This window comes from Desulfonatronum sp. SC1, from assembly GCF_003046795.1.
Taxonomy (GTDB): domain Bacteria; phylum Desulfobacterota; class Desulfovibrionia; order Desulfovibrionales; family Desulfonatronaceae; genus Desulfonatronum.
Genome location: NZ_PZKN01000024.1, coordinates 61,311 through 73,042, shown reverse-complemented (window position 1 = coordinate 73,042; position 11,732 = coordinate 61,311). Strand labels below are relative to the sequence as shown.

14 protein-coding genes are annotated in these 11,732 nt (G+C 61.3%); 6 read left to right on the top strand and 8 right to left on the bottom strand.

Annotation, left to right across the window (positions count from 1 at the left end):
* Positions 1–60: 60 nt before the first annotated feature.
* The 4 genes from C6366_RS13260 to C6366_RS13245 are packed head-to-tail and all read right to left on the bottom strand — an operon-like array spanning position 61 to position 3,750.
* The gene (locus tag C6366_RS13260) at positions 61–942 is read right to left on the bottom strand and encodes a branched-chain amino acid ABC transporter permease (protein WP_107738657.1); all 882 of its coding nucleotides are present in this window, start codon (positions 940–942) and stop codon (positions 61–63) included.
* A 27-nt stretch (positions 943–969) separates the two neighbouring features.
* Positions 970–2,172 carry a cofactor-independent phosphoglycerate mutase gene (locus tag C6366_RS13255; RefSeq protein WP_107738655.1) on the bottom strand — a complete coding sequence of 401 codons (1,203 nt, stop codon included), beginning with the start codon at positions 2,170–2,172 and terminating at the stop codon, positions 970–972.
* A 32-nt stretch (positions 2,173–2,204) separates the two neighbouring features.
* Positions 2,205–3,146, bottom strand: coding sequence for a D-alanine--D-alanine ligase (locus C6366_RS13250; RefSeq protein ID WP_107738653.1), 942 nt, complete (start codon positions 3,144–3,146; stop codon positions 2,205–2,207).
* Entirely contained in the window at positions 3,112–3,750 is a 639-nt protein-coding gene (locus C6366_RS13245; protein WP_107738665.1) for an HD domain-containing protein, read from the bottom strand. Before C6366_RS13245 ends, C6366_RS13250 begins: the two co-directional genes overlap by 35 nt.
* Before the next feature lie 100 nt (positions 3,751–3,850).
* Here C6366_RS13245 and C6366_RS13240 point away from each other — a divergent pair, with 100 nt between their 5' ends.
* From C6366_RS13240 to hypE, 6 genes are all read left to right on the top strand, one after another.
* On the top strand, positions 3,851–4,084 hold the full coding sequence (locus C6366_RS13240; RefSeq protein WP_107738651.1) for a HypC/HybG/HupF family hydrogenase formation chaperone: 234 nt from the start codon (positions 3,851–3,853) through the stop codon (positions 4,082–4,084).
* A gap of 13 nt (positions 4,085–4,097) precedes the next feature.
* A complete protein-coding gene (hypD, locus tag C6366_RS13235; protein ID WP_107738663.1) occupies positions 4,098–5,201 on the top strand; it encodes a hydrogenase formation protein HypD in 1,104 nt (367 codons plus the stop codon).
* Between the two features lie 309 nt (positions 5,202–5,510).
* Complete coding sequence (locus tag C6366_RS13230; protein WP_107738649.1) at positions 5,511–5,978, top strand: L-2-amino-thiazoline-4-carboxylic acid hydrolase; 468 nt, start codon at positions 5,511–5,513, stop codon at positions 5,976–5,978.
* 268 nt (positions 5,979–6,246) lie between these two features.
* Positions 6,247–6,477 carry an addiction module protein gene (locus C6366_RS13220; RefSeq protein ID WP_107738645.1) on the top strand — a complete coding sequence of 77 codons (231 nt, stop codon included), beginning with the start codon at positions 6,247–6,249 and terminating at the stop codon, positions 6,475–6,477.
* Positions 6,372–6,794 (top strand): type II toxin-antitoxin system RelE/ParE family toxin, encoded by a 423-nt coding sequence (locus tag C6366_RS13215; protein WP_306460434.1) that lies wholly within the window; start codon positions 6,372–6,374, stop codon positions 6,792–6,794. The genes C6366_RS13220 and C6366_RS13215 overlap by 106 nt, the downstream gene beginning before the upstream one ends.
* Positions 6,791–7,798: a hydrogenase expression/formation protein HypE gene (hypE, locus tag C6366_RS13210; protein ID WP_107738640.1), complete on the top strand. Its 1,008-nt coding sequence runs from the start codon at positions 6,791–6,793 to the stop codon at positions 7,796–7,798. The genes C6366_RS13215 and hypE overlap by 4 nt, the downstream gene beginning before the upstream one ends.
* Before the next feature lie 138 nt (positions 7,799–7,936).
* Here hypE and C6366_RS13205 read toward each other — a convergent pair whose 3' ends face one another.
* From C6366_RS13205 to C6366_RS13190, 4 genes are read right to left on the bottom strand one after another with little or no spacing between them, the layout of a single operon-like run.
* Positions 7,937–9,229 carry a phenylacetate--CoA ligase family protein gene (locus C6366_RS13205; protein ID WP_199221507.1) on the bottom strand — a complete coding sequence of 431 codons (1,293 nt, stop codon included), beginning with the start codon at positions 9,227–9,229 and terminating at the stop codon, positions 7,937–7,939.
* Positions 9,229–9,960, bottom strand: coding sequence for an ABC transporter ATP-binding protein (locus C6366_RS13200; protein ID WP_107738636.1), 732 nt, complete (start codon positions 9,958–9,960; stop codon positions 9,229–9,231). The genes C6366_RS13205 and C6366_RS13200 overlap by 1 nt, the downstream gene beginning before the upstream one ends.
* A gap of 3 nt (positions 9,961–9,963) precedes the next feature.
* Positions 9,964–10,770, bottom strand: a complete 807-nt coding sequence (locus tag C6366_RS13195) for an ABC transporter ATP-binding protein (RefSeq protein WP_107738634.1) — start codon at positions 10,768–10,770, stop codon at positions 9,964–9,966.
* Entirely contained in the window at positions 10,760–11,728 is a 969-nt protein-coding gene (locus C6366_RS13190; protein WP_107738632.1) for a branched-chain amino acid ABC transporter permease, read from the bottom strand. The genes C6366_RS13195 and C6366_RS13190 overlap by 11 nt, the downstream gene beginning before the upstream one ends.
* Positions 11,729–11,732: the final 4 nt, after the last annotated feature.

Genomic DNA, 11,732 nt, shown 5'->3' with positions numbered 1-11,732 from the left:
GCCCCCCCTCGTTCATGTTCATCCGCAATATCCTGGTTTCGCTTCGCTCATCCATCCCCCTCACACTCGTCTCGTCCTGGCCTGCCCGAACAGCCCCGCCGGACGAACCCACAAGACGCAAAGCAGGATCAAAAACGCCAAGGCGTCCTTGTAGGCCGAGGAAATGAATCCGGCTGCCAGGGATTCCAGGACGCCCAGCAGCAGTCCTCCGGCCACCGCGCCCCAAACATGGCCATATCCGCCGAGAATAGCCGCGGCGAACCCCTTCAGCCCGAGCATGACCCCGGCGCTGTAGTGCATGCCCGTGATCGGCGCGATGAGCATCCCGGCCGTGGCCCCCAGTCCGGCGCTCAAGGCGAAGGAAACCATCACCATCCGGGCCACGGGAATGCCCACCAGGATCGCGCCGTGGCGGTTGTCGGAAACGGCCCGGATGGCCTGCCCCACGGAGGTGCGTTGAAAAAAGAGGTGCAGCAAAGCCACGCAGATCATGGTCACGACCAATATCCAGAGGGCCTGACGGGAGATCACCGCACCAGCCAGCAAGAGCGGGGCCTCGGTGGAAAACGCCGGCAAGGCCCGTGCGGTCTTGCCCCAAATCAACGAAGCCGCGCCGCGTGCGGCAATGGAAAAACCCACGGTGACCAGCACCAGGATCAGGACGTGCCGGGATCTGGCCAAGCCTAACGGGACGCGCTCCAGAAAGACGCCCAGCAGCATGGCCGCCGCGATGCTCGTCACGAAGGCCGTCGGCATGGCCAAGCCCATGTCCTGGGTCAGCCCGATCATCAGCATGCCCCCGAGCATCACGAACTCGCCCTGGGCGAAATTCACCAGGCCGGTGGCGTTGTAGATGATGCAGAAACCCACGGCCACCAGGGCGTAAATACTGCCGGATGTCAGGCCGGACAGCAGAAATTGCGGAAGTTGGTCAAGGAGCATCGCAAGAAAAGGCGCAAAATGGTCGGATTAGGGTGCGGATCGTTGCAGCGCCCAGGGCAGCAGAGCCTCGCCCCGTTCCAGCATCAAGCCGGTGGAAGCGGCCTGGGTTTCGCTGAAGTTCGGGATGCCGGAGGCCGTGGCGTCCAGGTGCCAGAACAGGAAGGGCACGGGATCGGAAACATGGGTCCGCTTGATCAGCGGGGTGAAGTGGTCGCAGGCCACAAGGATCGCGGCGTCCATGCCTCGCAGACCGTCCCGGATCGGCCCGACCACCTGGGCGTCGAAGTCCGCGATGGCCCGGACCTTGTTCTCCAGGCCGCCCTGATGCCCGCACTCGTCCGGGGCCTCCACATGCAGGAAGACGAAATCGCCCTGCTCCAAAAAATCTAGGGCCGCGGCCACTTTCCCGGCATAGTTCGTGTCCAGGTACCCTGTGGCGCCAGGCACGTCCAGGACCGCCATGCCCATGGCCCGGCCCAGGCCCTTGATCAGATCCACGGCGGAAATCACCGCCCCGGCCTGGCCGAACCGCTCCTGAAAGCCCGGCAGATGCAGCGGACGTCCCTGGCCCCACAGCCAGACGGCATTGGCCTGGGAGGCATTGCGCTCGGCATTGCCCAGGAGTACGGCGGCCTCGCGCACCACGCGCCAGAGTTCCGGGCATTGCTGGTACGCAGCCAGATCCGGCCCCAGGGTCTGATCCAGGATGTCGTGGGGCGGACGGATGGCCAACCCGGCTTCCGCGGCCTTGACCCGGCCCGGTTGCACTACAAGATGACGGTACTGGACGCCTGGATGAAAAACCGCGTCCGTTCCACCCAGCTCCCGTTGCAGCATTTCCACCAAGGCCGTAGCCGTGGGCGTGTCGATATGCCCGGCGGAGTAGTCCAGCATGACGCCGTCCTGCTCCAGGGAGCTGACCCGGACCAGATTGCAGCGCCAGACCAAATCGTCCGCTTCCAGCTCCAAGCCTTGGGCCGCGGCCTCGATGGGCCCCCGCCCAGTATGATGCGTGGCCGGATCGCAGCCCAGCAGGGCCATGTTCGCGATATCCGATCCCGGGGGCATGCCCTCGGGGATGGTCCGACACAGGCCGACCACGCCTTCCCGGGCCAGGACGTCCATGTGCGGGGTGTCCGCGGCCTCCATGGGCGTCTTGCCGCCCAGCTCGTCCACGGGCCAGTCGCCCATGCCGTCGGCGATCAAAAAAACGGTTTTTCTCGCGCTCATGCGTTCTTCTCTTTCCTTGTCGTTTCCAGCGCTCAGCGCCCCCGCATCCCCAGATCGATCAACCGGGCCAACAGATGGTCGAAGTCCAGGCCATGCACCGCCGCGGCCTGGGGCAGCAGGCTGGTGGCGGTCATTCCCGGCAGGGTATTCACTTCAAGAAGGTGGGCTTGCCCCTCGTGCAAAATGAAATCCGCCCGGCTGTACCCGCGCAGGCCGAGAGCCCGGTGCGCGTGCAGGGCCACGGCCTGAATGGCCCGGCTGACGTCTCCGGGCAAGGGAGCCGGGCAGATCTCCTCGGCCCGGCCGGGAACGTACTTGCTGTCGTAGTCGAAAAACGTCGCCCCCTCGCCGGGGCGGATCAGAATCAGCGGCAAGGCCTCGTCCCCCAGGACCGAACAGGTGACCTCCACTCCGGGCTGGTATTGTTCCACCAGCACGTCGCGCCCCTCCCTTAAAACCTTTTCCACGGCAGGCGCCAAACCGCCATGCTCGCGCACCACCTCGATTCCCAGGCTGGATCCGCCAAGATTGGGCTTGACCACGTAAGGCGGACCGAACGGACACGGCATATCGGCAAGCAGGTCGGAACCCGGGCGATCGCCATGGTTCGATCCAAAGCGCACGGGCACGAAAAACCACGGAGGAGTGGCCAGATTGTTCTGGACGAACAAAGCCTTGGAGGCCGCCTTGTCCAGGGCAAGGATCGAGCCGGCCGGGCCGCTGCCCTGGTAGGGCTTGCCCAAGCGATCCAGCATGGCCTGAACCAGACCGTCCTCTCCGGGTGCCCCATGGAGATTTAAAAAGGCGAAGTCGAAGTCCTCCACCAGATGAGGCAGCCTGGCCAGGCCGTCACAAGGATCGAACAAGGTCACCACATGCCCCTGACGGCGCAACGAGGCCTTGATGCCCACGGCCCCGCTCAGGGAAACCTCGCGTTCGTCAGACCATCCGCCGGCTATCAAAAGAATACGCATTGAGTTCCACCTTCAATCCCTCGCTGAACAGGCGCTCGATGGCCCGCCCCTGCTCCAGGGACTGTTGAATATGATGTCGCGCCTTGGCGTTCACGCCGTAGCGCTCTTGGAGATCGGCGAACCGCTCGTCCAGAGTGACGATTTCCGTGTGCCGGACCCGCTTGTCGCTGTAACAGACGATCAGCGAAACCGGATAGCGTTGCAGGTCCATGGCAAAGGGCCAGTCCACGTGATGCAGCACCGCCCGGGCCACCACCGGGTTTCCGGTCCGCTCCTGGACCCATGCGGCCCCGATCTGGCTGTGGCTACCGCCGTGGCGGATGGTGTAGATCTTCGCCACGTCATGAAGCATGGCCGCGGCCAGGACCTGATCGATATCCAATCCCGGAAGTATTTTTTCCCTGACCATCTCGGCGATGCCCAGAGCGACCCGGGTCACCAGCAAACTGTGCATCTGGATGTGTTCCGGCATCTCCCAAAGCGCCCACATTTCCCGGCACCGTTCGGAGGAAGGCGTCCGAACCCGCTCCGTCCATTCAGGGCCGTCCGGAAACGGAAACGAAGCATGGGCACTCTCGGTTTGGTTGGCTACATCCAAGCTCATGGCGCTCCCTTACGGGTCTTTACCAGCCCGCTGTCGGTTTGACAGGCCAAGTTATCGAGCTTATCAACAGCGCAATGAAAATGCAAAAGGAGACCCCCTCATGTGTCTAGCCGTACCCATGGAAGTAAAAAGCATCAATACTGAACTTAACGTCGCGGATGTGGAGATCGCCGGAGTGAAGCGCCAGGTGCGCCTGGACATCATCGACTACCCGGCTTCGGTCGGCGACTACGTGATCGTCCACGCCGGATTCGCTCTGCGCCGACTGGACCGCGAAGACGCCCTGGAGACCCTGAAACTGTTTCAGGAAGGGTTGAACCTTCAATTCAACTGAAGGGGACATGTCAATGGCCCCAAAAACAACTCCAGACACGCTGGCCAAATTCAAGGATCCGGCCCTGTGCCGCAACCTGCTGGACAGGATCCGGGCCGAGCTGCCCGGCCCCCTGGCCTTCATGGAAGTCTGCGGCACGCACACCGTGGCTATTTTTCAAAGCGGCCTGCGCTCCCTGCTGCCGGAGGAGATTCGACATCTGTCCGGCCCCGGCTGTCCGGTCTGCGTGACCCACGAAGGCGAGGTGGCCGCCTTTCTCGAACTGGCCCGTAAGGACAACGTGATCATCGCCACCTTCGGCGACCTGATGCGCGTGCCCGGCCCCAAGGGAACCAGCCTGAAGCAGGCCCAGGCCGAAGGCTGCCGGATCGAAATCGTCTATTCCGCCTTCGACGCCCTGGCCCTGGCCCGCAAACACCCTGAATCCCGGATCGTCTTTCTGGGAGTCGGCTTTGAAACCACCGCCCCCACGGTGGCCGCAACGATCAAGGTCGCCAAAGAGCAAGGCCTGGAGAATTTCCTCGTCTTCGCCATGCACAAGCTCGTCCCCCCGGCCCTGGCCGCCCTGCTCCAGGACCCGGAGGTGAACCTGGACGCCCTGATCCTCCCCGGCCACGTCTCCACGATCATCGGCGTCGAGCCCTACCGCTTCCTGGCCGAACAACACGGCGTTCCCTCGATAATCACCGGCTTCGAACCCCTGGACATCCTTCAGGCTCTGCTGCTGATCATCGACCAGCGCAAAACCGGCCGGCCCCAGGTGGTCAACCAGTACTCCCGGGCCGTGGCCGACGACGGCAACCCCAAGGCCAGGGAGATCATGGCCGAGGTGTTCACGGTTTCCGACGCCCTCTGGCGCGGCCTGGGCCGCATCCCGGACAGCGGCCTGGCCCTGGCCGGCGAATACCAACGCTTCGACGCCCTCACCACCCTGGGCGTTGAGGTCCAGGACCTCCCCCCCCTCCCCGGCTGCCGCTGCGGCGACGTCCTCAAAGGCAAAATGCAACCCAACAACTGCCCCCTCTTCAGCAAATCCTGCACCCCCGCCACCCCTGTCGGCCCCTGTATGGTGTCCACGGAAGGAAGCTGCGCGGCGTATTACAAGTATGCGTTGTGATATGGCGGAGATTCAGGCTGATTTGTGATGCGTTATTTAGAGAGCGAGGGTAGATTGAGGTTGGCTTTATGCAGCGCATTTCTCCTGATAGTGCGGCGGCCGGATTATTCTGACTTCAGGGCAAAGCAAAAAGCTGACTTGAGTGTTGGGACATAATTGGCGCGAATCGGCAACCAACATAAAAAACATAGAACTTTACGAGCAGACAGCCTTTTGATTGGAAGGGGTGCCCATGCTTTTTTGAAATGGGTGTGGGGTGTCGTGAGGTCAGGACAATCATACGGCTGATTATAAGATTACACAAACAACATGAAAAAAATTTTCCGAAATATAATTGGTTATATGGTTGTTTCGCCATTTGTTGTGGCTACCACATTTTTATCATTTTTTTTTGGACAAGAGAAAGCAATCGAAATTGTAGGGAAAAGATTAACCAAATCAGCTAAACGGTCTTTGAAATTCTGGGTTCCGAAGATTGACAATGCAAAGGATTTCGATTCTTTTCCGGCAAAAATGAAAAAAAAAATTCGATTGTGGGAACCACTTTATGATATTGAGGTATCGAAGGAAAGCAACGACGTTTTCAAGCTGCATGTGTCGAACTGCCCTTTTTGTGAAGCGCTCAATCGTTTGGGGATGTCAAAATTAAGTCCATATGCTTGTGAAGCAGATTGGGACATAGCACGGGATAACGCTGACAAATGGATTTTTGAAAGAAACTGTCAGATAGGCACTGGCGACAGCTATTGTGACCATACTTATATACGGATTAAATAGATAGTTCATCGCCCAACCTCTCGCTGGTCGGTACGGCGAGGGCCATCCCACCCGACAGCTTTTCATTAGGTAGCACGAAAACGCCAAAGTCAACTGATATGTCCTCCTTCAGCCGAAAATCACCTAGCCGCTTGAAAACAGGAGCCCCCTGTCTGCACCGCATATCGACCCTGCCCGACTTATGACCGAAGCATAGCGCAAAAGTTCGCGGAAGCAGCCTAATCACCATTACTCATTTACCTTTCTCCAACAGGAGATATGATACATCATGGCTACCACCACCGAAAGAGTCGTAAGCGAAGCAATGACCCTCCCCCCGGCACAACGCGCCTTTGTGGCCGAGAAACTGATCGAGAGTCTTGATGCGCCCGACATGGAACCTTTGTCCGTCACATGGCAGGAAGAGGTTCGACGGCGTTGCGCCCAGATGGATCGCGAAACAATAGACCTTCGCGATGCGGAAAAGGTCTTCGCCAAAGCTTACTCTTCGTTAACATGAAACAAGTCTGGTTCTACCCCGACGCGGAAATCGAGATGACCGAAGCGGCTGCATTCTACGAAAAGCAGCAATCCGATCTCGGCAAGCGATTCCTGACGGCCGTTCAGGACGCAGTCAACCGTATCGTTATAAATCCTCGTCTTTATCCCGCCGTGGAGCTTGATGTCCGCCGATGTCTCACCAAGACATTTCCTGTTGGCGTCCTTTTCCGGGAACGTCCCGATGAAATCATCGTCGTAGCGGTCATGCACCTCCACCGATATCCCAATTACTGGAAGCACAGAAATACAACCCCACCTCATCCCATCAAATTATGACCACACCACGACTTCTCCTCGACACCGGCAGCGGCGGCAAGGCTTCGCATCGTTTGATCAAGGACGTGTTTCTGAAGCATTTCAGCAACGACGTCCTGGACCGGCTGGACGACGCGGCCTTGATTCATGCCTCCGGCCCCCTGGCCATGAGCACGGACAGCTTCACCGTCACCCCGTTGATTTTTCCCGGCGGGGACATCGGTTCCCTGGCCGTGAACGGCACGGTCAACGACGTGGCCATGCTCGGGGCGCGTCCGCTCTATTTGAGTTGCGCGTTTATTCTGGAGGAAGGATTGGAGATGGATGTGCTGGAGCAGGTGGTCCGGTCCACGGCCGAGGCCGCGAACCGGGCCGGAGTGAAGATTGTCACCGGGGACACCAAGGTGGTGCCCAGGGGCGCGGTGGACAGGATGTTCATCAACACCACCGGGATCGGTGAAATTCTGGTGCAACCCTGCCCCCAGGGCCACCGGGCCGCTCCGGGGGACGCGATCCTGGTCAGCGGGACCATGGGCGACCACGGACTGACCATCCTGGCCACCCGGGAGGGCTTGAGCTTCGAAGCCCCGATCCAGAGCGACTGTGCCGGGTTGAATCACCTCATCGCCAAGCTGCTGACCGCCATCCCGGACATCCACGTCCTGCGCGACCCCACCAGGGGCGGGCTGGCCACCACGCTCAATGAAATCGCCGGGCAGTCCGGAGTCCAGTGTCTGATCCGCGAGGAGGCCGTGCCCGTGAACCCCGTGGTGGCCGCGGGCTGCTCCTTCCTCGGCCTGGACCCGCTCTACCTGGCCAACGAGGGCAAACTGATCTGCATCCTTCCGGCCCAATACGCCGAACAGGCCCTGGAGATCATGCGCCGGGACGAGTTCGGCGTTAACGCCGCCCACATCGGCGACATCCAGCCCGACCATCCCGGCCGGGTGGTCATGCAAACCCCGCTGGGCGGCCGCCGCCTGCTGGACATGCTCGAAGGCGAGCAGCTTCCGCGTATCTGTTAGGCCCCTTCGTCGGCAGTCCGTTCAAAAACCCCAAGTGCAAGGAGCAAAAAAAGTTTCAAGGCCGAAGCGTATTTCCTGATACGTGAGGGTTTGAACTTTTTACGGCGACGCGGCAATGGGGAGTTTTTCAACGGCCTGCTACGGTCGCCGCCGATCCACCACCCGCCCCGTGCCGGTTTCCAGCTCAGCGATGGTTTGGCGTTCGACCAGCTTCACTTCGAAGACCAGCCCCAATTCCATGGCCAACTGCTGACGGGTCAGGTCGATGAAGCGTTGCTGGGTCTTGATCTGATCCGGCTCAACCATGTCCGCCTCCACCAGGAGCATGACCTTGTCCAGCCCACCGTAGCGGTCCACCACGATCAAATGGTTCGGCTGGACTTGGTGCGTTTCCGCCAGGATGGCCTTGATCCGTTCCGGATAGACGTTGATCCCCTGAATGATCAGCATGTCGTCGCTGCGGCCCTGGATGCGCTCCATGCGCAGGAAAGTCCGACCGCAGGGACACGGGTCCGGGATCAGTCGGGTCAGGTCCCCGGTGCGGAAGCGGATCATGGGCAGGGCTTCCTTGGTCAGGGTGGTCAGCACCAGCTCGCCCACCTGACCCGCCGGGACCGGCTGGAGGGTTTGCGGGTCGATGATTTCGGCCAGGAAATGATCTTCCTGGATGTGCATGCCCCCACGCTCCAGGCACTCCCCGGCCACGCCCGGCCCCATAACCTCGCTGACGCCGTAGTTGTCCGTGGCCGTGATGTTCAGGCGCTCCTGGATGGCTTGCCGCGTGGCCTCGGACCACACCTCCCCGCTGAACATACCCCAGCGCAGGGGCAGGGCGTTGCGGTTCACGCCCATCTCGTCCATCAGGTCGGCCAGAAACAGGGCATAGCTCGGGATGCAGGCCAGAGCCGTGGCCCGGTAGTCCAGGATGATCCCCACCTGCCGGCGGGCGTTGCCGCTGGAGACCGGAACCACGGTGGCCCCCAGGGTCTCCGCGCCGTAATGCATGCCAAAAGCCATGGTGGACAAACCATAGGTATGGGCCACGTGAACCACGTCTTCCTTGTTCGCCCCGCCTGCGGCCAGAACCCGGGCCGTAAGCCGCGACCACTTCCGGATGTCGCTCAAGGTGTAGCCGAAGACCGTGGTCCCACCGGAAAACCCCGAGGACGTCTGCAAGCGCACGACCTCGCGCAAGGGCACGGCGAACAGGCCGTAGGGAGCGTTGTCCCGCAAGTCCTGGCGCGTGGTCAGGGGCAGTTCGCGGACATCGTCCAGGGAGGTGAAATCATACGGGTCCAGGCCCAGTTCCTCGAACTTCTTGCGATAGAACGGGACATTGCGGGAAACCCTGGTCAAGGTGGACTGCAACCGCTCCAACTGAAGCTGCTCCAGTTCCTCCCGCCTCATGCCCTCCAGTTCCGGCTCAAACATCACTCCACCTCCACATCCCGCCCCAGATAGGCGCGTTGCACGTCCCGGTTCAGCAGCAGTTCCTCGGACGGCCCCTGCAGGATGATCCGCCCGGTTTCCAACACATAGCCCCGATCCGCGATCTTCAGGGCACTTTTGGCGTTTTGCTCCACCAGCAGCACGGTCAGGCCGAAGGCGTCGCGCAACTCGGCCACATGCCGAAAGATCATCTGGGACAGGGCTGGGGCCAGTCCCATGCCCGGCTCGTCCAGGAGCAACATCCGGGGCTTGGCCATCAGGGCCCGGCCAATGGCCAGCATCTGCTGCTCCCCGCCGGAAAGGTTACCGGCAAGCTGGTCCTTGCGTTGCCCCAGGACCGGAAACATCTCGTAGATATCTTGAATGTCCTTGCGGATCAGGGCCTTGTTCTTCAGGCTGTAGCGATGATACGCGCCCAGGAGCAAATTGTCCTCCACGCTCATGGGCTTGAATACGAGACGCCGCTCCGGCACCTGGGAAATCCCCGCGGCCACGATCCGTTCCGGACGCTCCCGGGTAAGCTCCCGCCCTTCGAAGGCCAGACTGCCACCATTGGCTCGCAGCAATCCGGAAATGGTGGTCAACAAGGTGGTCTTCCCGGCCCCGTTTCCGCCGATCAAGGCCACGATCTCCCCCTGATTCACATGCAGGGAAACCCGCCGAATGGCATGCACCCGGCCGTAAAAGACATCGACGTTTTTCAGAACGAGCATGGATTACTCCGCCTCCTCGCCCAGATACGCCGCGACGACCTCGGGATTTTTCTGGATATCCCCCGGGGTTCCGGAGGCGATGACCCGGCCGAAGTGGAGGACGGTGATGGCGTCGCTGACGCCCATGATCAGGTCCATGTCGTGTTCCACGATGGCCACGGTGACGCCCAGTTCGTCGCGGACACGCTGGATCAGCTTGGCCAGGGCGCGGGTTTCGGTGGTGTTCAGGCCCGCGGCGGGTTCGTCCAGGAGCAGGATGCGCGGCTGGGCGGCCAGGGCGCGGGCCAGTTCCAGGAGGCGTTGCCGTCCGTAGGGCAGATCTCCGGCGGGGAGGTTCCAATCGTCCTTCAGGCCGACGAAGGTGAGCTTTTCCTCGGCCAGTTCCCGGCAGCGACGCTCCCCGCTAAAAAAGCCGGGCGTCTTGAACAGGGCGCTGAGCGCCCCGTAGCGGACCACCCGGTGCGCCCCGGTCATCACGTTTTCCAGAACATTCATGGTCGTGAAGACTTCCAGGTTCTGGAAGGTGCGCACCGCGCCGGCCTTGGCCCGTTCCCAGGCCGGACTCCGGGTCATGTCCCGGCCCAGGAGTCCCACGGTTCCCTCCGAGCTGGGAACCATCCCGCTGACCACGTTGAGCAACGTCGTCTTACCCGCGCCGTTGGGCCCGATCAGAGCGGTGATGGTCCCCTCGCGGACCTGAAAATCCACGTCGCTCAAGGCCATCACCCCGCCGAAACGGACATGGACTCCCCGGCAGTTCAGAATCACGTCCCCTGCAGATATGCGCTCCGCATCGCCTTTATCGGACATGCCCGAACCTCCCGCGAATCAGGGCAATCAGCTTGGATACGCCGCCTGCCATGCCCTGGGGCAGATACATCATGCACAGGATCAGGATCAGCCCGTAGATGATCACTTCCATGTTTTCATAGGCCCGCAAGAATTCCGGCATGGCGGTCAGAAAGACCGTCCCGGCGATGCCGCCCCACAGGCTGGCCATGCCGCCCAGCACGACCATGGTGATCAGTTGCACGGAAAAATGGAACCCGAAGGAGGACGGGGCCACGAAGCTGAGGTAGTGCGCGTAGAGCACCCCGGCGATCCCGGCGAACACCGCGGAGAGCACGAAGATGAACAGCTTGTAGCGGGCCACGTTGATGCCCATGGATTGGGCCGCCTTGTCGCTGGCGTGCAGGGCCATCAGGGCCCGGCCGATCCGGGAGTGGATCAGGTTCAGGGAGATCAGCAGCACCACGGTGACCGTGGTCCAGACCAGAAAAAAGTAGGACAGATCCGAATCAAAGACGAACGAGCCGACCTGGAACTGGGGAATGCCCACGAACCCCGACGGTCCACCGGTCAGGGAAATGGCCTCGTTAAAGAAAATGTAGACGATCAGCCCGAAGCCCAGGGTGGCCATGGCCAGGTAATAGCCCTTGAGCTTGAGCACGGGCATACCCACCACCAGGGCCACCACGGCGGTCAGCCCCACCCCGGAGATCATGCCCACGGCCAGAGGCAACCCGTAGGTGGCGGTCATCACCGCCGTGGTATAGGCGGAAATCCCGAACAGAGCCGCATGGCCCAGGGAAATCTGCCCGGCAAAGCCCAACAGCAGGTTCAGCCCCATGACGATGATCGCAATGATCCCGGCCATGTTCAGGATGCTCAGATAGTAATAATCATGGGACAAAAGGGTCGGCGTGGCCAAAACAAGGACATAGAACGCGGCCACCGGGGTCAGTTGGCGAAGAGTTGAAGACTTCATGGCC